The 25648-nt window shown below is 48.8% G+C and carries 19 protein-coding genes; 7 read left to right on the top strand and 12 right to left on the bottom strand.

Annotated elements, in window-relative coordinates; all coding sequences use genetic code 11:
- Positions 1-163 precede the first annotated feature (163 nt).
- The 4 genes from C5O19_RS14625 to C5O19_RS14610 all read left to right on the top strand — a co-directional run bounded on the left by C5O19_RS14625 (position 164) and on the right by C5O19_RS14610 (position 3768).
- On the top strand, positions 164-1438 hold the full coding sequence (locus C5O19_RS14625; protein WP_104713447.1) for a GWxTD domain-containing protein: 1275 nt from the start codon (positions 164-166) through the stop codon (positions 1436-1438).
- Positions 1414-2226 (top strand): 23S rRNA (guanosine(2251)-2'-O)-methyltransferase RlmB, encoded by an 813-nt coding sequence (gene rlmB / locus C5O19_RS14620; protein ID WP_104713445.1) that lies wholly within the window; start codon positions 1414-1416, stop codon positions 2224-2226. Before C5O19_RS14625 ends, rlmB begins: the two co-directional genes overlap by 25 nt.
- 218 nt (positions 2227-2444) lie before the next feature.
- On the top strand, positions 2445-3047 hold the full coding sequence (locus C5O19_RS14615) for an RNA polymerase sigma factor (protein WP_104713443.1): 603 nt from the start codon (positions 2445-2447) through the stop codon (positions 3045-3047).
- Positions 3037-3768, top strand: coding sequence for a hypothetical protein (locus C5O19_RS14610; protein WP_133163370.1), 732 nt, complete (start codon positions 3037-3039; stop codon positions 3766-3768). The genes C5O19_RS14615 and C5O19_RS14610 overlap by 11 nt, the downstream gene beginning before the upstream one ends.
- Before the next feature lie 123 nt (positions 3769-3891).
- Here C5O19_RS14610 and C5O19_RS14605 read toward each other — a convergent pair whose 3' ends face one another.
- The 8 genes from C5O19_RS14605 to C5O19_RS14575 form a co-directional block, all read right to left on the bottom strand.
- Positions 3892-6678: a CHAT domain-containing protein gene (locus C5O19_RS14605; RefSeq protein WP_165796027.1), complete on the bottom strand. Its 2787-nt coding sequence runs from the start codon at positions 6676-6678 to the stop codon at positions 3892-3894.
- Between the two features lie 258 nt (positions 6679-6936).
- Positions 6937-7104 carry a hypothetical protein gene (locus tag C5O19_RS26040; protein WP_165796026.1) on the bottom strand — a complete coding sequence of 56 codons (168 nt, stop codon included), beginning with the start codon at positions 7102-7104 and terminating at the stop codon, positions 6937-6939.
- Positions 7105-7459: 355 nt separating this feature from the next.
- Positions 7460-9415 (bottom strand): maltotransferase domain-containing protein, encoded by a 1956-nt coding sequence (locus tag C5O19_RS14600; protein WP_104713437.1) that lies wholly within the window; start codon positions 9413-9415, stop codon positions 7460-7462.
- A 115-nt stretch (positions 9416-9530) separates the two neighbouring features.
- Positions 9531-11924 (bottom strand): TonB-dependent receptor, encoded by a 2394-nt coding sequence (locus C5O19_RS14595; RefSeq protein WP_207766411.1) that lies wholly within the window; start codon positions 11922-11924, stop codon positions 9531-9533.
- Positions 11925-11959: 35 nt separating this feature from the next.
- On the bottom strand, positions 11960-13099 hold the full coding sequence (locus tag C5O19_RS14590) for a DUF3179 domain-containing (seleno)protein (RefSeq protein WP_104713435.1): 1140 nt from the start codon (positions 13097-13099) through the stop codon (positions 11960-11962).
- A gap of 59 nt (positions 13100-13158) precedes the next feature.
- Positions 13159-14694 carry a phosphatase PAP2 family protein gene (locus C5O19_RS14585; protein WP_104713433.1) on the bottom strand — a complete coding sequence of 512 codons (1536 nt, stop codon included), beginning with the start codon at positions 14692-14694 and terminating at the stop codon, positions 13159-13161.
- 13 nt (positions 14695-14707) lie between these two features.
- Positions 14708-15658 carry a hypothetical protein gene (locus tag C5O19_RS14580; protein ID WP_104713431.1) on the bottom strand — a complete coding sequence of 317 codons (951 nt, stop codon included), beginning with the start codon at positions 15656-15658 and terminating at the stop codon, positions 14708-14710.
- A 244-nt stretch (positions 15659-15902) separates the two neighbouring features.
- A complete protein-coding gene (locus C5O19_RS14575; protein ID WP_104713429.1) occupies positions 15903-17363 on the bottom strand; it encodes a sodium:solute symporter in 1461 nt (486 codons plus the stop codon).
- Positions 17364-17582: 219 nt separating this feature from the next.
- Between C5O19_RS14575 and C5O19_RS14570 the strand changes: the two genes are divergently transcribed.
- Together C5O19_RS14570 and recR are read left to right on the top strand one after the other, a co-directional pair.
- On the top strand, positions 17583-17870 hold the full coding sequence (locus C5O19_RS14570) for an ATP-dependent Clp protease adaptor ClpS (protein WP_104713427.1): 288 nt from the start codon (positions 17583-17585) through the stop codon (positions 17868-17870).
- Positions 17871-17951: 81 nt separating this feature from the next.
- Positions 17952-18560, top strand: a complete 609-nt coding sequence (recR, locus tag C5O19_RS14565) for a recombination mediator RecR (protein WP_104713425.1) — start codon at positions 17952-17954, stop codon at positions 18558-18560.
- A gap of 60 nt (positions 18561-18620) precedes the next feature.
- Here the strand turns inward: recR and C5O19_RS14560 are convergent, their stop codons facing one another.
- Positions 18621-19739, bottom strand: a complete 1119-nt coding sequence (locus C5O19_RS14560) for a PorP/SprF family type IX secretion system membrane protein (protein WP_104713423.1) — start codon at positions 19737-19739, stop codon at positions 18621-18623.
- Positions 19740-19864: 125 nt separating this feature from the next.
- Between C5O19_RS14560 and C5O19_RS14555 the strand changes: the two genes are divergently transcribed.
- The gene (locus tag C5O19_RS14555) at positions 19865-22825 is read left to right on the top strand and encodes a PKD domain-containing protein (protein WP_165796025.1); all 2961 of its coding nucleotides are present in this window, start codon (positions 19865-19867) and stop codon (positions 22823-22825) included.
- Between the two features lie 93 nt (positions 22826-22918).
- Here the strand turns inward: C5O19_RS14555 and ispF are convergent, their stop codons facing one another.
- The 3 genes from ispF to C5O19_RS14540 form a co-directional block, all read right to left on the bottom strand.
- On the bottom strand, positions 22919-23404 hold the full coding sequence (ispF, locus tag C5O19_RS14550) for a 2-C-methyl-D-erythritol 2,4-cyclodiphosphate synthase (RefSeq protein ID WP_394341786.1): 486 nt from the start codon (positions 23402-23404) through the stop codon (positions 22919-22921).
- A gap of 62 nt (positions 23405-23466) precedes the next feature.
- Complete coding sequence (locus C5O19_RS14545) at positions 23467-24156, bottom strand: hypothetical protein (protein ID WP_104713414.1); 690 nt, start codon at positions 24154-24156, stop codon at positions 23467-23469.
- Positions 24157-24274: 118 nt separating this feature from the next.
- Positions 24275-25525 carry an aspartyl protease family protein gene (locus C5O19_RS14540; protein WP_104713412.1) on the bottom strand — a complete coding sequence of 417 codons (1251 nt, stop codon included), beginning with the start codon at positions 25523-25525 and terminating at the stop codon, positions 24275-24277.
- Positions 25526-25648 lie beyond the last annotated feature (123 nt).

The following is a 25648-nucleotide window of genomic DNA, read 5'->3' as shown; positions in this document are numbered from 1 at the left end:
TCGAAGGAGCAAAAATACCACCTTCCCGGCAAAACCAGAAAATTTATGGGTGTACACAGGTGAGAATCGCTATCTTTTTCGTTATTCGTGACCGACGCACTTGGCGTTTTGCCGGTTGTTCCGAAGAAAAAAACGCATCTTTGTATCATTCGTCCATGAATCCATGAAATACCTGATTTATTTAGGAGTTTCCCTAGGTCTGTTAGCGGGTTGTACCTCGTCTAAAGTCAATACAGCCAATCGTACGGCAACTCCTGCTACAAGCCCGACTAATCGTTCGACCGATGCATTCTTGTTTTCGGTACGGAGCCGTTTTCTGGATAATGGTTCGCAAATCCGGACCTATGTTCGGCTACAACCCGACCGAAACCTGTCCTCGGCCGATTTTGCTCAGGAGTTTCGCATTCGGTACTGGATGTTGCCGGATTATGGTAGTCGTCAGCAGTTGCTATCTACCCAGCTTTTAAAATTGAGTGAAGGCGAAAACTTCATTCGCAAGGTAACGCCTGGCGGTACGGTCTTTACCGTTTGGTTTGATGTTCCCAAGCCTGATAAGCAAGTCTATACGGGCGTGGTCATGTCAGAAATTACGGACGCTAAAGGCGGGATGACCACCCACGATACCTTCGTTCGTTTTCAGTCCGGAAAGGTTGGCGACTATTATGCCGTTTTTGATGGTACCGGCAAAATTCCGCTGCTCGAAAACTTCGCTCATCAAGGCGATACCGTTCAGTTGATGGCTCTGCAACGGCCCGATACTACGTTCCGCTTTTTTCATTATGGGTTCGAATTTGATGCGGCCTTACCGCCAATGGCTACCCTGCGGCCTCAGCCCAAGCAACTCTACGTGGATTCCACGTCTCAGATAACCACGCACCGTCCTTTTACCATTCACCACGAAGGATTGCATTATTTTGTTCGGGATACGACGGAATCCTTTGGCATTGGCCTCATGGGTGTAGCGGATCGTTTTCCCCGCTATACGTACCCGCAGCAACTGGCCCGTCCACTGGTTTATATGAGTACCAATCAGGAAATTAACGACTTACGAAACGGCGGTGAACCTAAGCGTTCACTCGATCGCTACTGGTTGTCGATGTCTAACGGAAATCAGCAAACGGCCAAACGAACCATTTCCTCGTTCTACCGACGCGTAGAACGGGCGAATGATCTCTTTACCAGTTATAAAGAAGGCTGGAAAACCGACCGGGGTATGGTGTACATCATTATGGGACCGCCCACCCGCGTCAATCGTAGCAAGGACCGCGAAGTATGGGTCTATACCAAACGTAATTCACAATTTTCAGAAATAAATTTTACGTTCAATAAACGGAATAATCAGTTTGTGGATGATCACTACGAGTTATCACGATTCGTAGAGTTTCAACCCATCTGGTATCCCGCTGTCGAAGCATGGAGAAACGGGGAAATCGAGTAGAGGGCAGTGAGCCCGGCGAAAAAAAGCCATTTTATAGCAGACCCAGGCAGCCACGCCCGGAGTCGAAGTCGGAGTTTGTGTTTGGTATACAACCCGTACTGGAAGCCATACGGGCCGGAAAAGAAATTGATAAATTACTCATTCAGCGGGAGCTGGGAAATATTGAGGTGCTCGAGTTTGCCCGGTTGCGTAATATTCCTACGCAGAAAGTCCCCAAACAAAAGCTGGATCAGATTACGCGGAAAAATCACCAAGGGGTCATTGCCTTCGTATCAGCGATTAACTACGCCAAACTAGAGAACGTCGTAGCGAACGTATTCGAGCAAGGCCAGACGCCTTTGATTCTAATTCTGGACCGGGTAACCGACGTTCGTAACTTCGGAGCGATTGCCCGGACGGCTGAATGTGCGGGTGTACAAGCCATTGTCATTCCTGCTAAAGGCGGTGCTCAGATTAATTCAGACGCGATGAAGACGTCGTCGGGAGCCTTGAACTTTTTGCCCGTATGCCGGGAAAATGATCTGGTCGAAACGGTCCGTTTTCTACAGAACTCGGGTATACAGGTAGTAGCGTGTACCGAAAAAGTTTCAAAGACTCTATATGAGGTCGATCTGACGGTTCCTACGGCTGTGATTATGGGCTCGGAAGAAGACGGTATTTCCGAGATTTTGTTACGTATTGCCGACGAACTGGTAAGCATTCCGATGAGTGGTCGGGTTGCTTCACTTAACGTCTCTGTCGCTAACGGGATCCTGCTTTACGAAGCTATTCGGCAGCGTTTGGGATAAGGCAACTAATAATTTTTTCGGAGGCCGTTCCTTGGGGAATGGCCTTTTTTTATGATTACTGTAAAAACAGCAGCCAGGAAACTAATAAAATTTAGGGAAAGCTGATGAAAAATCTCAAAAAAATCATAGTTTATAATAATCTGATAATCAATGTTTTATGGGCTTGACAAATTTTTTTTTTGAAAGCTAAGGTTACATTTCGGCCTCTCGATTGATATATGCAAAATTTCAAGGTATTGATAGGAACTCAGAGCCAGGAAAAGTTGATTGCTCGGCTCCGTTCGAAAGATCGTCGCGAATTGAATGAAGCCATTCGGGACGTATATGATCATCACATTAGTCCGGTTCGCTACTTCGTTTTGCAAAATGGGGGAGACGCCCACGATGCTGACGATTTGGTTCAGACTACCGTTCTCAACTTTGTTCAGGCTGTACGTAATGGCAGCTTTCAGTTGCAGGAGGGAACAACGATCGAGGCGTTTTTATTCGTACTGGCTAAAAACCGGTGGCGGAATACGCTCAAGCAGCGAGGATTCATGCGTGATTACGTCCAAGAGATGGAAGCTACGGGAGGAGGGTACGATTCGTGGGAAGCTTCAGCTCAGCGAATCATGGAAGAACGGGAAGAACAGGAACGCTACATACAGTTATTCAATCTACTGGGTGAAAGGTGTCAGACTATCCTGACGGCCTATCGCCGGGACGGGCTATCTATGAAAGAAATCGCTCAAAAAATGGGATTTGATAACGAGCGAGTCGCTATTAATGAAAAGTACAAGTGTTTACAAAAACTCAAAGCCCTCTTTCGCTATGAGACCTAAATCAGGCCAGGAGCAAATGGAATGGATCGATGCATATCTCCATGATGCTCTATCTTCGACCGAACGAGCAGCGTTCGAAAAGGAGATGATTAGTAATCCTGAATTTGCCCGCGAAGTTGAATTTATGCAACAGGCCGATTCAGTTATCGATGATTTTCTGCTGGCCGAGATGGTCGGAGAAATTCATGCGGAAAAAGTACAAGAGTGGAAGGATGCAGAAGCAGAGCCCGCCAAGGAAACGCCTGTTATTCCCTTACACCGTGAACCTCAGCAGGTTCCCTGGTGGAAGTGGTCGGCAGGAACCGCGGCTGCGGTGACGATTGCGTTCACTTCGTACATCACGTTGAGTCCCATTCAAGTACAGGATACGCTTAGCCAGACCTTACGGGGTGGCGATGCGAGCATCTCGGAACAGCCCAGCCGGATTTGTTTTGAGAATTTCTATGCGGGTCGTTCGTTTGTCATGACGCAACAACCCTCGCAAGCCATTCCAAGGCTGCAGCAAGTGATTGACTGTGAGGTCCGTCCCTACTTTAAAGATGCTTCTAAATGGTATCTGACAGTGGCGTACTTACAGGCCAATCAGCCCAAAGAAGCTGAAACCATTTATCAGGAAATCACGGAGAATCCGGATTTTAGTTACGACATCACCTGGCTCGATAAACAAAAAATCAGCTGGCAGATTCGTATCGCCAAGTGGTTCGGCAAAGACGAAGCGTAGTCTTAACCGTAAAAGTCAGCCATACGATTTCTCGCATTTAAAGTACTCTACATCCAACCCAGAGAGCCCTTCCCCTGTCCCGAGGAAGGGCTTTTATTTGTGTAGTATATACAGGAGGGTGAGTTAGCGGTGCTGTTGCCAGTAACGGGCTAAAAAAAGTCCTAAAAAGATACTGCTTAGTAAGAAAAAGCCCGCTGAAATACGGTTGATCGTCGCCCATTTCGATTCGTATAATACCGAAGCATCACCGATCAGTACTAAGTTTGCCCAGTAATAAGGGTGATCATAAAGAGCAGCCATATCCGAGGAAAAGAAGTCGAGTTTAGCCAGTTGTAAAGCCTGATCAATCGGTACACCCTTGCGTAAATGGGCGTACATGCGTTCGGAAAGGTAAGCCGCGGTTTGATCATGAGCGTTCCAGAGCGTCGTGACTACGCTTGGACAACCCCCGTACAGAAAACCACGGGCAAGGCTCATAAGTCCTTCGCCCCGGTGCAACCTGCCCCGGCCCGTTTCGCAAGCACTTAATACAACCATTTGCGTATGGTTAAACGAGAGGTTATAGAGTTCGTCCGTATAGAGTTTGTAATCCGCTGAATCCGGGTAGAAAGCAATAAAAGAACGCTCGGCCTCTTTATCATCCGTTCGGGCATGGGTGGCCAAGTGAATGATTTGTGAAGAAGCGTAGTGATCCAGGAATTCCTGTTTGGTCGCCTGTCGGTTCGCGTATTGCAATCCTCCCACGGATCGTATTTCTTCGCGAGAAGCGGGTAAGGCTAACAAAGAAGTATCCCGGAAGGAATTTTTCTGCGAAGACGTTTCTGAAAAAGGAGCCATGGCGAGTATGCCATTGGGGCCACCCGTCCAGGGAGTTGAAGCGTTGACCTGAGTTAGGGAAGCTCCATACGCATAGCGAATCGAATAGGAACGCAGGAGAAAATCCCGTCCTGATGCCGTAGATTCCAGAATTTCAAAAGGTAAATAATTGAGTTCTTTATCACGGATGATAATAAGCCGCTGAACGTCCTGAAGGTAAGGCTTGAGGGGACGAAATAATTGCTGATACCCCTGTTGGGCCGCCGCATGGCCCTTGTACGGCGAGAGTCCTGGATTGTCATAAAGCGATTGCTGTAAAGCAGCCAGCGTAGCTTTCTGAGCTTGACCGAAAGGAATACGAACCCATTTTACCCGGAGCTGGGTAATGACAAAGACAAATAAATCTTGCTCGGTCATTACGTACGAAAGCAGGGCCGTCTGCTGATCCAGTAATTTCTCACGAACGGTATCCACCGACATACTTTCTACCGACTGACGGTGACGTGAAGGAATGCGTTGTAACAGTTGCTGGCGGAATTTGTCCAATACCAGTTCCTGCTCTACCAGAACCAGCTTGAGGCTATCCTGTTCCTTTCGCGAATTCGGCTGCTGCAATTGTAACTTGGTACTGGTTAACTCTTTTTTGAGCTGCTCTTCCTTGGAAAGTAATTCCTTAGGAACCCAGGTTTTCTTCAACGTTTGCTCCCGGCGGGCATCCGAGAGGGTAGAAGCCCGCGTGCTTTCAGTCAGCGTAAATGCGGTTTTCAGGTATTGATACTGGTGCGTTTTTTGGTAAAGAGCGTAGGCAATACGAAGGGCTTGCTCATTCACCAGCGAAATCTGTTGGCCGAAAAGGAGTTTAGCGTCCGATACGTCGTAATTCAGGCGAATACGTTCGGCCAAGTGTAAAGCTAATTTGTAAGTCTCGAAAGCAGGCTGCAGGAAAGGGTCTCGATTTGAAAATTTTCCCATGACGGAGGCTTGTCCCACTAAGGCATACATGAGCTCGCGTTCAGACAAAACACCTTCCTGAATTACCGGTAAATCGTGCAATTCCTTCACGGGGGTACCCAAGCATACGGCATTAATGGCGTGTCGGTAGTTGACCAGAGCCCCGTTTAAGTCGCCTTGATTTTCTAATAATTGAGCCTTGACGCGGTAGGCAACCGAAAGTAAAGGATGTTTAGTACCCCAGTACGTCTGAGCGAGTGTAATGGCTTGGTCATACGAACGAATGGCTTTCGTTACCTGTTGGGTGGCGGCGTAGTACGAGCCCCAGTTTTGGTACAGCGTGATTCTTGATTCCGTAAAGTAATCTGGATTGAGCCGACCGTAGGTATCGTCAATTTGTTGGGATTGCGTGAGGTACTTAAATGCTTCCTTAGGCTTATTAAGACTGAGGTAATAACGGCCTAAATTCAACGTATAGACGATTTGTTGATAGGGCGTTCGCTCCAGGGACAAAGCCTGTTTGGCCAGCATAATCGCCTTCTGCGTATTGCCTAAATTCTCGTATTGGGTACTTAAGTTATTCGTAAAAGTAGAGAGGTAGCCCGATAACTGATATTTTTTGGCTACGGCAAGTGCTTTTTCAAGATTGGTAGTGGCTTGGATAAAATCCCCGGCTGCATTGTAATACACGCCTTTTTGGTTGTAATAAGCGGCGACAAATCCCGGTGTCTGACTCGCTAAGTAGGGCTGGCGTTCCAGCATCTGCTCCGCTTTCTCCAGATACGATTGCATCTGTTCCGTTTGGAACACGAGGCTGTGATAAAAACTTAAGTTGGAATAAGCTTTAAAGCGTATCGAATCGACGGGGGATTTTTGCAAAAGCTGAAGAGCCTTTTCGCACTGTTGGATCGCTTCGGATAAGTTTCCCTGGCCGTAAGGAATAGAACTGGATTCAATTAAAAGATCAGCGTAACGAGGAAGATTATTATGACGAATACAGAGAGCAATGGCTTTTTTAAAGTACATCATGGCCTCCGCGTGTTTCCCGTCCTGAAAGGCCACTTCCCCCTGAGTTTGTAAACGTCGAATGGCAGTTTCGGCAGAGGCTGACTTATGCTGAGCTGAAATATCCAGGGATGCCAATATTAGCAGCCAAACTCCTATCCAATCAACTATTTTGCTCTTGAAAAAGCCAAACATAAGACTACCCGCGTGTTACACTAGCAAAATAACAATAAACCCCTAAAAATGCCAAAACCTTCGGAAGCCTGGCGGTGCTTTCCGAAGGTAGTTAAATTTGGCGAATGCAGTACTGCTAGAGCGGATACTTAAATACTAATGCAGTACTATGTCTTAAAGGTTAGGTGAGACCTGTATATGTTTTACGATAATCATTATTCATTAGCGGCGAATCAATGGCAGCGGAGGGATGCTGGCATCTCTTTCGGATTCTTGCACGACTTTCGTTTGCTGAGGTTTGATTTCATCTTCTTTGTTGCAAGAAGTTAAAGAAAAAAGGCTTGCAGAAAGCAATAAAGTGTAAGCTGAAAGGCGTGCAAAGTTTTTCATTTTTTCAATATTTATGTCCCGAATTCACACCTATATCAATCGGGAGGGCAAAATGTAACCTACTCGAATGAAAAAAATTTTTATTTCTCTTTATTGAATTTTGTAAATCACTGAATATTAGTGCTTTATGTTAATAAATTTTTTTCATTTTTTTTTGAATAATTTTCTTTGCTACGTTTCAGAATGCACTTTATTAGCTGTTTATAAATTGTACTTTTCTAAGATTTGACCTAGGGTTAATACGGCATTTCTAGGACTAGGGTGAGATCGGGGCTTTCAGGGTCACTAAAGCGAGGAGGGATGGGAAAGGAGCTTGAATTCACGGAATGATAGGTGTAAATTTTCTCTCGTTTAGTTAGACGTCTTCAATTCGAAACAAATGCATAGGTAGAATTGTTGGGTCCAGTTCTACGTAATTCCACTCGCCCTGCCATTGCCAGCGATTGTCGGTCAGTAGATCATGCACGATAAAGGGCTGGTGATCTGGTTTACCAATCAGATGAAGGGGCAGTTGGATACCCGAACTTTGCCGTTGGTATGGATCAAGATTGACCACGCATAAAATTCGATTTCCATTGGCGTGGGTTTTCAGGTAGCCAAGCAGAGCATCATTGGGCAGATGAACAAAGGTTAGGTTGTTGGTACGTTGTAAAGCCGAATTCTCCCGTCGAATGCGATTGAGCATCCGCATGAAAAGGGTCAACTTATTCTCGCGCGACCAGTCCCAGTGCTTGATTTCATATTTTTCGGAATGCAGGTACTCTTCTCTGCCCGGATAGGCCTCGTGTACCATGTACTCAAAACTGGGGCCGAAAAGTCCGTAGTTTGACGACAGCGTAGCCGCTAAAAAATACCGTATCAGGTACAAAGGTTCTAGTCCCGTTTGTAGAATGAACGGATTGACATCGTGGGTATTGGGCCAGAAATTAGGTCGTAAATAGTAATGCTGGTCGCTCTGGGTAAGTTCAGTCAAGTAATCCGTTAGTTCAGCCTTCGTAGTTCGCCAGATGAAATAGGTAAAACTTTGGCTAAAACCTAGTTTAGAAAGATACTGGAGTGGTTTCGGAGCAGTAAAAGCCTCGGCCAGAAAGATCAGATCTGGATAGGTTTGCTTGGTTTCCCGAATAAGCCATTCCCAGAAAGCAAAGGGCTTTCCATGGGGCTGATCCACACGTATGATCCGAACACCCCATTCAGCCCAGGTACAGATGATTGTCCGGAAGGCTTCCCAAAGGGCAGGCCAATCGTCGGTTTCAAAATTCAGAGCATAGCTATCCTGGTACTTGTGTGGCGGATTTTCGGCGTATTGAAAACTTCCATCGGGAAGCGGTTTAAACCATTGGGGATGTTCCTGTACCCAGGGATGATCAGGCGAGCACTGTACCACTAGATCCATCGCTACTTCTAAGCCCCAACGCTGAGCTTCCGTAATTAGAGCTTTAAAGTCGGCGAGACTGCCTAGCTCCGGAGCCATGGCCAAATGCCCGCCTGCTTCATTTCCAACGGCGTAGGGAACACCCGGATCGCCAGGGGTGGCCACTGGGGCGTTATTCTTTCCCTTGCGATGGTGATGCCCAATGGGATGCACCGGCGGGAGATGCAACACGTCAAAACCTAAATCCGCCAATCGAGGCAGACGTTCCATGGTAGTACGGAAGGTGCCAGCCTGCGGTGCATCCATAGACGTCGAACGCGGAAATAGGGAGTACCAGGCTGAGAAAACGGATTTCTCCCGATCTACGTACAAGGGCAATTCTTTTTCGTACCGACTGATGTTTTTTGGTAACGGATAGTGATGAATCCAGTCGGTCATTTGGCCACTTAAAGCGAACGTAATGGCTTCATGATAGGCTTCGGGTTGTTGAAGCCAGTGAGCCGTTTGTTCAAGCGACGCGCGATCAGCCTCCGGAGCGGTGGCAGCCATTTCTAGCAAAAACCCCGCCCCAATTTGCAGGTCTGTAGCGACGGGCTGAAAATCGCGGGCTTTCTGCGTAATGGTTCGTTGCCAGGTCAGCGGATGATTTACCCAGGCTTCGAAAGTATAGGTATAGGCACCCTGCTGGAGGGTCAACAATTCGGCTCCGTATCGGTCGTTACCCAGCGAAGACAGGGGAACGCGGGTCCAATCCGCTTCGCTCTCATGGCGATACAATAATTCACCCGTCGGTAGATCAAAACCGTCTAGTAGCAAGTCTACTTCTACCCTTAACGTGTCTCCTACAATGGATTTGACGGCGTACCGACCCCCGTCCAGTTCTGGACTGACGTGTAAAAAATGAACGCGTTGTTGACCGATTCTTTTTTCAATCATGGCTGTACTACGTTGGATTGGGCACTAAAAAAGCCACAGATTCGCTTTTCTGGCGAACCTGTGGCACAAAAGAAAGGGGATTGCTTCTAAAAATACGCTCGCAAAGGAGCCAGATCTAAATTTTTAATCCTACACTAAGCTGCCAGCTACGACCATCCGATGACCAGACCCCAGGACCCGGATACATCGTTGGACGTTTGGTGAAATAGCTACGGTTGGTGAGGTTGCTGACGCCCCCGCGAAGGGTAAAGCCGCGACCGAGGCGATAACTGGCGTACCAATCCCACAGACCATACGCCGGCACTACGCCCCGGGCTCCGTTGGCCGTTGGGGTAACGGTGTTAAGCGGGTCGGCGAAGCTCTTGTCTACGTAGCTGAATTGTAACGTCGTCGAAAGTCCGTGATAGCTGGCCTGTAGTCCATTGCGACTGATCCACTTAGGGACGGATTCAACCGCATTACCCCGAATCGAGCGATTCTCTACGCCATCCGAAACTTGCCCTGCTATGTACTGACCGTCCATGTAGGAAGTCGCCGTAAAGACTGAAACCCGGCTGCGGGAGCGTTGTACGAAGGCGAATTCGGCGTAGGCTTCCACGCCCCGCGTACGGCTGTCACCAATGTTGGTTTTATAGACAAAACTTTGTGAACCTTCGGTAATGACCTGACTACCGAGGCGGTTGCGGTACATCAACTGAAACAGCGTAACGTCAAAGGTCAGTCGACTCTGGAGCCGGGTACCGCGAATCCCCAGTTCGGAGTTAAAGCCGTGGGCGTCTTTCGTATTCGGATTGGCCCGCTCCAAAATCGAATTCGGAATAATGTCCTTAAAAATAGCCGGACGATACGCCTGCGACCAGCCCGCATACAGGTCCAAATCCTTCCCCAGGTTGTACTGCCCATTCAGACTCAAAAGCGGGAAACGGTGATCCAGGCGAGGGGGAAGAGCCGCGGCTTCGCTATAAGCCAGGCGACCAGATAATCGGGTTTCGCCCCATTCTACTCGTACGCCCGGCGTAAGACTCAACCGGGGCGTCAACTGAAAGAGATTTTCGGCGAAGAAGGCTACGTTTTTCGTTTTGTAATGAATATCCCGACCGTAATCACCCACCAGCGTCAGGTCATAATCCGTCCCCGTCGTCCCCTTGCCCAATTGCCGGCGGTGCAAGTCATTGTTAATGAGCTGAATTCCTCCGGTAAGTATGGAACTGACTGATCCGATTTGGTACCGATGCAAGAGACGTGCTTCCAGCGTATAGCTCTTAAATTTATCCCGATCCACCTGCCGGTTTTTGTACTGTCCAGTAGCCCGGTTAATGGTATCAAGCTGGTTAGCGAAGCCTTCAAACGTAACACTATTTCGCCAGCCCAGTACGGCCGAAGCTGTGGCCTGGAAGGTGGTACGCGGCGAAATCTGCCAGTCGAGTCGCAGGGAGGGGAGATAAATATCCGGACTAAAATAATTCCGTGAACGGGTAGACTGCCGCGGGTTTTGAGCAAATTGAGCATCCGTCAGGGGCCCGGGAATCTGGTACTGGTAGTACGAACGGCCCAACTCTGCCTTCAGGGTCAGATTCGAACGAAAAGCGTACCCCAGACTAACGAATTCACCTTCGGCTACCGAGCGGCTGTTTTTGCGATACCCATCGGAGGTACGGCGGTGGAAATAGGCATTGTAGGTGAATTTACCCAGTTTCCCACTCACGCGATGAAAGGTACTTTGCAGGCCGAAAGCTCCGGCCGTATTCATCGTTTCATAGCTAAATCGGCGACTGGAATCCGGTCCTTTCAGTACGTAATTAAGCAGGCCGCCAAACTGGGCTCCGTACTGTAGAGAGGCATTACCGCGTACGAGTTCAATGCGTTCTACGGCTTCCATCGGTACTGAAAAGTGGCTTGCCGGATAACCATACAGATCCGAGTTGGTAAGTACGCCGTTGGTACGAATGTTATACTCCCAGCCCCGGTGTGGATCGAGTCCTCGAGTGGCTACGTTGACCTGATTTCCGCTGCCATCCATGTCGTAGGCAAAGGCTCCGGGAATTTTGGCAAAAATTTGGCGAACTGTTTTTTCCGCAACGTTACCATCCATCTGACTCATCTGAATCGTTTCGGATTTTCGTCCGGAAAGCAGGTAGGTTCCCTGAACGCTAGGCAGCGGTTTAAGCGAACGGTCGGCTCCTTCACGAATGGAAATTTCATCCAGATTTTCAACCGATTCAGCTAAGGTAAACAATAGGGTTTGCGGACTCACAGTTTGAATAACTATGGCCTGTTGCTGGGATTGAAAACCCACGTGAGAAAGGCGGAAGGTATACCGACCTGGTTCCAGTGTTAGCTGGAATTTTCCCTGTGGATCACTTTGCAGGGTTCGGTTAGCAACGCGTAGGGTTGCACCCGTCAGCGGCTGACCGTTTGATTGCAGAACTGTTCCTTGAATTAGTGTCTGGGCTTGGGCATGAAGCCCAAAGACAGTTAGAATAACAAAGAGAATCTTTTGAGTAGTCAAAGGGAATGTAAATTTAGCAATGAGCGAACAATGGTCTAATACCGTTCCGTTTTGGGATGAAACGTGGACCAGCTATGCCAGAATTCCTGGGAAGCATTGATGGGGCGTAGTCGCCCTTCCGAGGAGCGACCCGCCAGATCGTAGCTATGGCCTACGGTAATGAGCGAATCATTTTTCAACGCATAAATCGTAGAAACGTCGGGTCGCTGGTAGGCAAAGAAACTGGCGTTGTCTTTGGCCAGTACTACCAGGACGGGTACATCGCCCACAACATCGTTGATGATGCGTTGTTGCTTCAGACGGTTCCAGTCATAGGCTTTCGAAGTCCGGCCCGCATCAATGCCTACAATCCAGGATTTTTCGTGCCAGGAATGCTTATCCGTCCCCGTTAATTCGCTTTCGGAGGTACCATTTTCGTAAGCCATATCCTTGCTGTACTCCTCGGTGAACGCAGGATCGCCCTGGAAAACCAGGCTGTTGGGATACAGCTTCAACCATTCTTCGAGCGTCGTTTGACGGCTGGGAACATCGGGTAAATAGGAACCTTTCAGCGAACCTACGACCGCCTCTCCGTTGACCTGCCGCCACCAGCTATGGGTACGCGAATCTTCAAACAAAGCATTAAAATGGTCCATACCGACGAGCCGGAAGGTCTCGGGCTCTCCATCGACAAGCGAGCCGTAAACGCGACCCGTCCGGCAAACGGAACAGTAGGTAACTAGAATTGGCGTACCCGCAACGGTATCGCGTACCTGATGGTGATAAGCCAGAAACTGAATGGGGTAGGCACGGGCTTCTTTACCCATTACAACGCCTACGACGAGGCGTTTGGGATTTACTTTATTTTGCGAGCCAGGGGCCAACTGAACCTGTTGCGGCTCCTGAAAAAGTGCTTGGGCATTCATCTTCAAGTGAATCCAGGTAACCAAGGCAATTGTTACCAGCGAGGCCAGAATCGGTACCCACTTTTTTCCGTATTCTGAAAAAGCGGGAATGATTCCCAAGGCAATCAGTAAGCCACAGCCTACCCAGAAAGAAACCCGCCAGCGATGAATAAAATAGGCGGCTTCCAGGCTAGGAATCCGCTGGCTGCCCGGCAGAGGCATGATGAAGTAAATACTGGCTAACTCGAAAATAATCAGACTGATTAGTCCGGCATAAAAGAAGATTTTCATGGAAAGATGAGCGTAAAAACGCCTGACTTAGGGGAAGTCAGGCGTTGGGTATCATTTAGTTAGCGACCAGCTCCATCGAGTTGTGCTCGTTTGATGGCGTATTCGCCCACAGCTTTACCGTGAACCAGCCCTACATCTGAATCCGAACGGTAATGAATACAACCGTAAATGCGGGATAACGATGCTTCAGTAGCCAGGGCTTGCATGGCGTCGGCGTCATTAGGGAACAAATACGCCAGTACCGTTGCCGCTGCCCCGGAGAACGTCGAATGGCCAGACGTGAAACTGGGGAAGTTGGGCGTTCCAATGGTCGAGCGTACCGCGTGGTCTACCTGGAACGGCCGGGGCGTGTAATAGTAAAATTTAGTATCCCAGCAGGCAATTCCGGCGTCCATCAGCGAAGTGCCTACCAGAGCCATGGTCCGGGCGGCCCGGAGTTCATTCTCCTTGTACTTGCGGGTTAGGTTGGCCGCCTCCCGGTTCCAGTGTCCGGGCGGCGTGTAACTCCCTACGCCATCCGACCAGTACGAAGCAATACGGTGCTGATCGCGGGTGAGCTTCTTGCCCATATCGCGTAGTTCCTGTAGATCTTTCTCAAAACCAGCCGAACCCAAGGCTGGCGGTGGGCTCGGACGCATGGTCACTTTTTGGGCCTCCGTAAAATTCCAGGTTTTTACGTTTCCGAAAGTCGGTAACATCGGAGGGCGAGCGGGAGCATCCAGACTGGTCCATTCCTTCCGCAAGCCTCGGGCTTTGGCATCGGCAATCATGGCGGCTACGGCAGCTTGGTTATTGGCCGCTCCCATACCATCGGCTTTGGCCCGGGCAATGACTTTTGCTGCTACGGCTTTGCCCAGTGCTTCACCCGCTTCGAGGTCACTGCGTACGTTAGCCTTCGCCCAGATCCGACTGTTGCGGTGGGCTTCGTAAGTTGCCGTCAGTTTGGCCACTTCGCCAGGGAACATCACTTTCAGTACTTCAAACGAAGCCGCGGCTACCACGGCATCTTCTGACGGATACGAAGGCAGGTCGGTCACGGGTAGTTTAGAAGTAATGCCCGCATCTACCTTCGCCGGAGACAGTCGATTGTACTGATATTTGTATTTCCAGGCAGCTACCAGAGCGTCGTACTGAGCAACGCCAAGGTACGCAAACATGCGGGAGGCATAAGGGGGATTACAAAAAGGAAACTTCGGTTCAGCCGTGGGATTAGCCGCATCGGGTACGGGATACTTTTTCTGAATTTCGTCGTAGACCGGAGGTAAGTTGTAATTGGCTGCCAGGGTACGGGCCAATTCATTCCAGCGGTATACGCCACCTGCCGACCAGTAATCGATCGTTTTTTGTTGGTCAGCCGTAATGTTGAGGCTTTTTAATTCCTGTAATTCAGCTTTATACGCACTGGATTCCGTCGTGAGCGGAGCCGGCACGGTAACCTCATCGGTGGAAGCTAATACGAAGGTTTTCCATTGACCGCCTTTGGTATCCAGTCCGGCTGGTTCGTACACGGTGAGCGAAGGCTGATCAATACTCTTGTCACAGCTGTTGAGTAAGACGATCAGCGATAAAATGCCTAATCGACGAAGCATATTCATAAGTATTGGGGGATTAGGGGAGATCCGAAGAGCGGCCGGTAACATTAAACGTATGCTGGATGCCTACCGTATACATCCGAGCCTGGCCCACATTGCGGCCAGCGGTTACCTGACTGTACTGGCCAACCAGGGTAAAGAAACTACCATTTTTCAGGTGCAGATGCACTTTAGCCATCCCGCCCACCTGGGTCTGATCCATTTTATTGGTGGGGAAGGGCATATCCTGACGGCGAATATCATCGCCGCTTTGGCTGGTCATATTATCAATGAAGCCTTCCACTTGTACGTATTTGTTAAGATACCCCAGACGGGCCGAAGCATCGACTACATCGGGTACCATTACTTCATGCGTGTCGTACATGACGCCATCGTACTGGTATGCATCGCGGTCAATGTGGATGTTACTGCGACGAATGTAGCCCGCGTGACCAGTCAGGTAGAAGCCCTTGAATTTGTAATGGGCTATCCCCTTGATCGAGGCCGTTTTCGAGCGAAGACCAATCGAATACGGTAACATATCCGGGATGTATTGGTTCACCGGAGCCGAAACGCCTCCCGTCGCGAATAAAGCGAAGGTACCCACCGAAGTTTCTGCCCGGAATGCCCGGTATTTCAGCCATACGGAAAGGTCTTGAATACCTTCCTGACGGGAGAAGTGCCCGCCATTGGACCGGTTCCAGATGTAAGGCAAACCCGCAATAACGTTCAGGTTTTTAGTGATCCCATAGGCACTCATCAGCATCACATTCTGGCTGGTAAAGGTGCCGACATTCGCATTACTGCGTTTACGCGTTCCTTCCCAGTACTGACTCCACTGGCTGTTGGAATAACTAGCTACGTTGCAAATCAGATGTTTACCCATCATGATACCGTCCGTAGGCGTTTGAGCTATGCTGCGAAAGGACAGCAAAAAAGCCCATACGAACGTAAGTCGAAGCGACCGTCGAAAAGTAAAAACACTCATATATGATAAGTTTGGGGGAATGTGGATACGCTTGGATGGTAAACTAGCTGTGGATGTCAGCTAAGATACGAAATCTGTAAACAACTGAAAATAAAAATCTTGCAGGCTCTAGTACTGAAAACGCTACTACTGTTTTCAAGAGGAAAAAAGTAATAGCGTTTAGCAGTAGAAATATTTAGAGGTATAACGTTATTCTGTACAAAGTTACATTTTTTACTTTTATAATTAAAAATCATCTATAGTTTTAATTACTTGTTCCGTAGGATAAATTCGGTTTTTTGAGAGCTACTAAGCCTACGTAGGTAAGAAAACCATTTAACAGCAGTTTTTCGAAACCAAACGAGTAATTGAACCATTCCTGGGAGTGGCTAACCAACACGTACGTGAGTACGGGAGAAACTACGCATACCAAGGGTACAAAGCGGTCTTTTACCGACCATTTCGTGTATAAACCAAAGGTATAGAGTCCCAAGAGAGGTCCGTACGTATAACCAGCCAGATCAAAAATGGTACGGATCATCGACTGGTTATTCAATTGTTTGAAGAGAATAATGACGACTAAAAACAAGGCTGAAAACATCAAGTGTACCCAGGTTTTGATGCGTTGACGTTCTTTCTCGGGGTATTTTTCAATGTTCAGAAAGTCGATGCAGAACGAAGTCGTCAGGGCCGTTAAAGCCGAATCAGAACTAGCGTAGGTAGCCGCCGTAATGCCCAGCAGGAAGGTGACAGCCGCAATCAGACCAAAATGATTACCTAAGGCCAGCATCGGGTACAAATCGTCGGATTTGGCAGGAATGGTGATGCCCATCTGTTCTGAATAAATCAGTAGCAAAGCTCCCAAATTCAGGAAGGCAAAGTTGACGATCACCAGTACCACGCAGAACCAGAGCATGTTTTTTTGAGCTTCGCCGATGTTCTTGCACGTCAGGTTTTTCTGCATCAAATCCTGATCCAGCCCCGTCATCACAATGGCAATGAAAGCTCCGGAGATGAAATCCTTAAAGAAGTTATTTTTGGGAGCCCAGTCCCAGACGAAAATCTTCGAATACGAAGTCGACTGTACAGTATTCCAAAGCTGACCAAAATTCAGATTCAGTTGTCGGGCAATTAGAAATACCGTTAAAAAGACCGCCGTTACCAGGAAAAAGGTCTGAAGAGTATCGGTGATAATAATCGTTTTAACGCCGCCCTTGAAGGTGTAAACCCAGATGAGTACAATCGCAAAAAGGACCGTCGCCTCAAAAGGAATGCCGAAACGATCGAAAATCGCCAGCTGTAGTACTTGTACGGCGATGAACATTCGGCCCGCCGATCCTACGGTTCGCGAAAGCAGGAAAAAGCCTGCTCCGGTTTTATACGACCAGAAACCAAAACGTTTATCCAGATACGAATAAATCGATATCAGATTCAGCCGGTAGTACAGCGGCATGAGTACCGTAGCAATCACAAAGTACCCCACCAGATAACCCAGAATAACCTGAAAATAGGTGAACTGGGAAGTACTGACATTACCGGGTACCGAAATGAAGGTTACTCCCGAAAGTGAAGTGCCAATCATGCCAAAGGCCACTAGGTACCAAGGAGACTGCTTATTTGCGGTAAAAAAAGCATTGGTATCCGCTCCACGGGAGGTGTAAAACGAAACGGCCACAAGCATCAGAAAGTAGCCAAGCAGGATGAAAAGAGCCAGGTAAGCGTTCATGAATAAAACAAGGGTGCTGATGAGGGAGGGCGGAGCTTTCAATGGGTCGTAAAGCCGTCCGGCCAAACATTCTGCAAACCTACAACGGGATCAACAAAATACTGTTTTTTTCTTCATACAAGAATATAAACTTCCTTGAACCTTCGGTTGGGTATGCGGGTTATAAAGGGTACATTTGTTCTTAAATAAGCCACTGATTTACTGGATATAGCCATGTTAATGAGCACCTTACCGAAACCCTGGGAAGAAGAAGACGTAGATGTTCTGGAAGCAACGGAAGAACAAGAAGAACATGACCTGGTCGTTTTTAATGATGATGTGAATACCTTCGATTGGGTAATCGACACGCTTATGGAAGTATGCGGTCATACACCCGAACAAGCGGAACAGTGTACTATTCTGATTCATTACAAGGGAAAATGTGCCGTGAAAAAAGGAGCTTTTGAAGAATTGGCTCCCATGCGAAATGCCATTTGCGAACGAGGCATCAGTGCTGAAGTTCTCTAGAACCGTTTTTTTGTTTTTGGCTTAGTCGATGCTGGCGACGAGAAAAATCAGCATGGACAGGCCGCCAGCCACACAACGCTCTTGAATTATCCTTCGAAACTCATAGAAGACGCCGTTGAGGAGATCAGTAAGCTCCCCGGAATTGGGAAAAAAACGGCTCTTCGTCTTGCTTTACATTTGCTCAAACGCGAAGAACAACAGACCTCCCAATTGGCCGAGGTCCTGGTGAATTTGCGTACCCAAACCCGCTATTGTCGGCAATGCCATACGATTGCTGATGAGGATCTGTGCCAGATTTGTGCCAATCCCCGTCGGGACAGCCAGTTGATTTGCGTGGTGGAAGATACCCGCGATGTGCTTGCCGTTGAAAATACGGCTCAGTTTCGCGGCATGTACCACGTGCTGGGAGGACTGATCAACCCACTGGAAGGCGTAGGACCAGCTGACTTACAGGTCGAATCGCTGCTTGACCGGGTGGCTGATCCGAAAAACGAAATTCGGGAGGTGATTCTGGCTTTAAGCCCCACCATGCAGGGAGATACCACTTCGTTTTATTTGACGAAACGACTCCGGCAGTATCCCATCAAGATTACCACGATTGCCCGGGGTATACCCATTGGGGGCGATCTGGAGTACGCCGATGAAATCACCCTCGGCCGCAGTATCATCGGTCGCGTCACCTACGAATAAGTAGTCGTCACATAGATCCAAAAAAGTAAAGCGGCCTGTAGTGAACAGGCCGCTTTACTTTTATAAGGCAGGAAACTTGAACTGCCGAAAACGTTGGGTTGACATTCCCAGCTTTTCCAAACCCATCCAAAGGGAAAGTTCGTAGGCTCCGCCGCTGTACCCTCGAAAGGTAGACAGGGGGAAATCATAGCTAAGTTCGAGCTGAAACGGAAAATCGGTAGGTTGGATACCCACTAAAAACACCAGAGCATTCTGCTGGAAGTTTTTACTGACTTTGTTTAACGGAATCCCTCGTACCCATGCCCCCAGCATGAGGGGGCTGTACCGCCAGTTGTACCCAAAATCCAGTTGAGCCAGACCCGCCTGTTGCCGAAGATTAGCTGCTAACGTATGGGTTCGCACGCGGTAAGGGGTAGGCGTATGGCCCCGTTCCAGACTCAGTACCCGGGCAAAGGGAATCGTGAGGCCCGCCTGTAGACTCACTCGCTGGCTAAGGGGTAACCAGGGGTCCTTTGGCAGGGACTTGTTGAGGTGATGGATGGCTCCGCCTACCCAGTACATCGTTTCGGTCCGATCGTAAAGAGCCACGTTTTCTTGTGGATCTACTTCAAAGAGTAATCCCGCGTTAACGTCAAAGAAATTTCGAGTGATACCATTCGCCAGAGCAACCGGATCCATGGAGCTCGGCGAAACACCGGATCCCGAAAACTGGTCGGCGAATAGAAGGCTCTGTCCTCGAATAAGCCGACTCACCCCGCCGATTTGCATACCACTCCAACACTTGTACTTCCCATCCGTACCAAAACGAGCCAGCCGTTTCGACGCCGATAGATAAGCACTGGTCGTATAGAGTCCTTCGGTGCTACCCAGAAAGGTACCCCCACCCTGTTTGTCCCGCATGAGTTGTAGTCCCAATCCCAGTGAAGGCTGGCCGGTACGGGAGTCCGTGTTTTCTAGGTAGGTATCGTAAGAAGCGGCCATGGTTTCAAAATCGCGATTAAGACCATACGCCTGCTTCCGATAATTGACGATGACGCGACCCATACGGGCATTTCCCGTAAAGGCGGGATTTTGAGCTAATGGATTGGCGTAGAATTGAGAGAACTGTGGATCTTGACCGTAGGCGTCGGTCAGAAAACAAAGGAGTACTACCCAAAAAGTGAGGTAAAAACGGGGCATAGGTGAAGGTGCGTTGAATAAATGGTTCGGAAAGATAAAAAAGACTATTTATTATTGAGTATAAATAAATGTATGATAAGGAATGAATAGCTATTTTTATGCGGTTTGATCTATCCCCACTATTCATGAAATTAGCTTATCTTTCGTTTTTATACTTAGTGTTTACTTACACCGCATGGGCACAAAAAGCCACGATTCGTACCTGTGACCAACCTTTAATTTGCGTTACGGAAAAGGATTCGCTGTATTCGTTATGCGTAAAAGTAATTATTCCGGCGGGGCATTGTCCCGTTACAAATTATACGATCAGCTGGGGGGATGGCAAGAAAGATGAGTTCACGCAAACGCTCGATTATTCGAAGGATAACGAAATCACCCGCATGCATACTTATAATCTGAGTGAGTTTACCCGAAGCTGTGGTTCCGGCGTTGATTACAACCTGGAATTACGCACGGATAATACCTGCCAGCCCCCGGTAGATATGGATATTTTTCCGATTACGTTTAAAAGTAGTCCAAGGGCTCAATTCAGCGTACCGGATATCTGTCAGGAAAATGCCGTACGCATCGGCAATACTTCGTGCCCTTCGCGGAATGAAATGACGTACCAATGGGATTTTGGCGACGGGGGTACCTCTACGGATATTTACCCTACGCATATTTTCTCTAGCTCCCAGGACGCTTATGAAGTTACGCTTCGTGCGACAAACAGTTGCGGTACTACGACCACTACTCATACCATATCCACCCGAAAAACCCCTTTAGCCCAATTGCGACTGGAGGGCGTAAAAGTCATGGGTAGCGACACACTAGTATGTCTGGAAAATGGCGGTATACTGGCACTAGATGGGACGGTTTCGCTGGGAAGTTCACGGTACCAGTGGCAAATCAGCGGGGGAGCGTATACCCTCGTATCCAATACATTGCTTACGTCAGCGGTGTTACGGGTGCAATTAAAAGACGTAACCTCGTATCAGTTCACGCTTGTTGCTCTAAATGATTGTGAAACATCCAGCCCACGTACCATCCGTGTTCGCACAGTAGCCAAGCCCGAACTGACTATTCAGCACCAGCCCAGTGTATGTACACCCATTCGGTACCGCATTCCAAACCCGAATCCGAATGCCCGGTACTTTGTGAACGGACAGCCTCTGGCTATCGGTCAGGAGCGGGCACTGGAATTTTCCTCACAGCCTTATATCGTAACCGCCGAGTTGCCTTACGCCTGTGGTACCTACACACCAAAACCCGATACATTTTACGTAAGAGAAGTACGGTCATTAAAAATTCTGTCTCCTTCGCGTGATACCAGCCTTTGTCTCGGTACGGCTCTATTGCCTCTGACGACGAGTGAAACCTGGGGAAACTGGCAAGGAGAGCCGGGTTTAGTTTCGCAGCAATCGGGGAAAACGTATTTTAATCCCAAAATGGCTGGTACCTATCCGTATCGCTACGTTTTAGGCGAGGGCGAATGCCGAACGGAGGTTTCCGTAACGCTTACCGTTATCGCAGCTCCGGAGTCGGCAATGTTTACAGCCAGCGTGCGGGAGGGATGTACGCCCCTGAATGTAACGTTTCAGCCCCGGGCGGCTCAGCAAACAGGTTTTACTTCGGAGTGGTCTTTCGGCAACGCTACTACTAGTGAAGCGTATGCTGCTTCGACCAGGTTGGAAAATACAACGACTGACCGACAAAGGTTTCTGATTACCCATTCGCTGAAAAATACCTGTGGTACCAAGCGGGATACCCTGACGATCCTTGTAAAGCCGCTGCCTAAAGCGGGTATTGGTGTCGACTCTACTGTTATTCGCTGTGCTCCAGCCCGGTTTGTGTTTTCCAATCTGACCGTTGGAAATGCAGGCGTATCCGTCTGGAATTTTGGGGATGGTACGCCCAAACATGCGTCTAGCGAAGATACCGTAGCCCACGTATATGCCTCCCGTGATCAGCTACAGACCTATACCATAACGCTGACGGCTAAAAACGAGTGCGGCGAAAATCAGGCTACGGCTCAGGTAAAAGTGTCGCCCAGTACGGCTAAACCGCTGTTTTCCATGAGTGAATCAGTCGTGTGCCCGGGCGTACCCGTACAGTTTACCGATGCCACGGTTCCCGTCGCTACTCGCTGGCTCTGGCGGTTTGGTAGGGAAGGAACCTCTACCGAACAGAATCCTACGTTTATTTTTCAGCAACCAGAAACTACCTATACCATTACCTTAGTAGCCGTTACGCCTTGTGGGACAGATTCAACGCAGAAGCGTATCCAGACCTCCATTCGGCCGCAGGCGAGTTTTAGCGTCGATTCGCTGGCTTGTATCGGGAAACCCGTACGATTGTTGAATACAAGCGATCTGACCCAAACCCAACTCACGGGTTTTCTTTGGGATTTGGGAAATGGCACGCTCGATTCAGCCCATGTTTCTCCCCAGCTTAGCTACCAGAATAGTGGTCCCAAAACTATCAAACTCACGGTGTTTGGTACGCCTCGTAGCTGTGCTTCACGGACGTTACAACGAACAATTCAGGTACGTGAGGCTCCCACCGCAGCATTTAGCGTAGGTGAAACATTCTGTTCGGCCGTACCCGTAAAGCTGACCAATGCATCGGTGGGAGCTACTGCTTATGAGTGGTATCTGGATGGAAGTCCGGTATCAACGGGCCAACACCCGGAAGTGTCCATTCCTTCGGGCGTTCATCAGTTGACGCTGAAAGCCTCGTATCTTAGTGTTTGTTCGGACTCAACTACTGAGGCTACCGCCGTACCAATGGATTCATGCTGGGTAGGTCTACCCGAAGCATTTACACCCGATGGCGTCGGTCCGAGTACCGGTGAACGGATAACCGTATTTGGGAATAAGCTAGAAAAGGTAAAGCTGTTCCGTATACTGAATCGTTGGGGAAATACGGTTTTTGAAAACAAGGACTTCACGCCCAACGATCGAGAGCTGGGCTGGAATGGAAAAGATTCGCGGGGCAACCCTATGCCTGCTGACCTCTATCAGTACGAATTAATCTATTCGTACGGCAATCGGGAAGACGAACCGAACCGTAAGGTGGGCACGTTTTATCTGTTGCGAAACAAGTAGGACCTATACCGGAAAGTACTAAATAGCTCGCCCCGATTCATAACCTTCTGGAATGATCGGGGCGTTACTGGTGGTGCCTGTGTGACGCAGGCCTTACGAATCTGCCCGCACAATCAGGGCCACGGCGTGAGCCGCAATTCCTTCTTTTTTTCCCACAAAACCCAGATGTTCAGAAGTAGTGGCTTTGATGGAGAGTTCCTCTTCATCGACCTGCATTACTTCAGCCAGTACCGCTTTCATGGCTGGAATGTGGGGATTGAGTTTAGGTTCCTGTAAAACTACGGTTACATCTACATTCCCTACTTCATACCCTTTTTCCCGAATCATTTCCAAAACGCGAGCCAGTAGAAGCTTGGAATCGACGCCTTTCCATTGCGGGTCTTTATCCGAGAAATGGTAGCCAATGTTTCGCAGATTGGCCGCCCCGAGTAGGGCATCACAGATGACGTGGCAAATAATATCCGCGTCAGAGTGCCCTTTGGCCCCGTGTGTATGCGGAATCTGAATGCCGCCGAGCCAGAAAGGGCGGTTTTCTTCTAATTGGTGAACGTCGTAGCCGTGTCCGACGCGAAAAGGAATCTTCATGCAATAGATGAGCTTTAGCCGGACAAAACTATGGATTTTTACGGGATCAGCCGGATTTAGGGCGTCAGCCGGTATTTGAGCGAAACCAGTAAGTACGGCAAAAAGCTGTAGTTCCGCATGTTATGTTCAATTTGGGGAATCTGATCGGGCAGGGTAGTGGCGTCGAGCAGGCCAGTGGTACTAAAATCAATTTTGGGACTTCCCAGGTAATAACACCCTAGTTCGAACCCAGCACCAAACCGATTTTTAGGAACGGCTCGGCCCACGCCCAACCCCAAATGCGGCGTTACCTGCCACCAGCGAAGTTTGAGTTGTACTTCACCAAAGTCTTCCGGCTTAATCTCAAAGTCATCAATCTTCAAACCCGTATCGGAGCTTCCCAGTACGGCGTAGCTTGGGCTAACCTGATAACCCAATCCACCGGTCAGACGAAAAGAACTTCTTGAAAAGGGAAACCAGTCCGCATGAGCTTGCAATAGATTCATGCGAACGAGCGGTGAAAGATGAATCTTAGAGTCATCGTTCACATCCACATCGAAAGGCTTTTTGTATCCGATGTGCGTAAATCCCAGCCGGAACTGCCAGGAGGACTGTTCACGAGGGCTGTAACCCAGCTCAGCTCCATAACCGAGCGTTCCGCCGAGTATACCCACGGAAAATTTTCGGGAAGGCGGATCGATACCGGGTTGAGCAAAAGCTGATGTACCAAGTGTACCCAGCAAGAGTACTAAAAGGCGGGTGTTCATAAACGTGGCGGCGTTTAAGGGTTCAACGGGTGTACGAAAGTAGTAACGTTGGTCAATACTAGCCGAAAAATTTCCGGCTAGTATTGATTTTTAACCCCACAAAAACGCGTTCCAGCGTTCAGATGACCCGTTTGAGTACCAAACTAGTCACCATTAATTGTCCTTTTCTACGGATGGCCATGAGAATTTCCTTGCCTTCCCCACGTTGTAGAATCTTGTATAAATCAGAGATGGAAAGATCGCGGCAAATTTCTCCGTTGACGCTGATCAACTCATCGCCAGCTTCGAGTCCGGCAAGCTCAGCGGGTGAGTTTCGTTCAATACGTTCAATCAGGTATTCGTCGTAATCAACGCCCTTGGCTACAATGTCCATGCCGCTCATGTTGTGTTCAAACGCTTCCCGCAGGCGGCGGCGGATGGGCTTCAGTACGACATATCGCTGCTGGTAATTGAAGGTTACTCGGAATCGCCGTAATAATTCGCAACCGATATTACCCTGTCGTTCGAGATGCCGTCCCAGTTTCATGCCGTAGGCCAGACTATCGGGAAAGGAGGCAATCAGATTGGTGAGTTCGAGTTTGTTGCCAATCCGGATTTTTTCCACGCGGCCCAGACTACCATTGATTACCCCGCTCAATCCACGGCCTAGCTGCGTGCGGATGACTTTATTGGGCAGGGGAATCTGATTACGCGAGTTTACATCCAGCGAAAGTGCGTGACCCGCTCCGGTATCAATAACCACCTTAAGCGGTACCGTACGAGCTTTATCTACCAGAGCTACTGCGTTCAGGTAAGGCTTAGCATCTTCGATGGTAATCGCGAATTGATCGCCTTTTCGGCGTTTATAGCGATAGTGACTGGGTTCCTCCAAAAGAAGTTCTTTGTGGGAAAAATCAATGGTTACGACAAAGTGATTGAACAACTCATAACCGAAAATCCCGTGAATGGGCATGCCCACGTACTCCGATATTTGCAGAATATCCTGATCAAGCACCACAATATTCTGATTACCACCTCGCATGTGGCCCATCTGAATGGCGTTGCCGACCATAACCGTTGCCGACAGATGGCCGCCTTCACCCGCCCCGGCAATCTGTACTTTCCGAACGGGTTTCATGCCTCGAACAATGGGAACTTTAGGGTCCGTAATGAGTATAGTCGATACCCCTGAATCAAGAATAAAACGAAGCGTATCCGAATTGTTAATTCTGACGGGTACAATGATCAGATTCGCTTGTAATTCGAACGGAATACGGGTGGTCTTATGACGACCTTGAAGATACAGGCCAAAACGTTCCTGAGCCCAGGTAGTGGGAGTCAGGCCGAAAACCAGCCCGAACAGGAGTACGAGTGGTAAAGCGTGTTTCATGACTGTCGTGTTTTGGAAAAACTGACTTTAATGTACAAGCTTTCTGACTCATAATCAATACGCTACGCGACGATTTTAGCTTCACTTCGGCACTTTCGGGGATTTTCGCTACTTTCGTCGCCG

This window comes from Siphonobacter curvatus (assembly GCF_002943425.1).
GTDB lineage: Bacteria > Bacteroidota > Bacteroidia > Cytophagales > Spirosomataceae > Siphonobacter > Siphonobacter curvatus.
The sequence above is the reverse complement of the archived record's forward strand: the minus strand, read 5'-3'. Positions and strand labels throughout refer to the sequence as shown.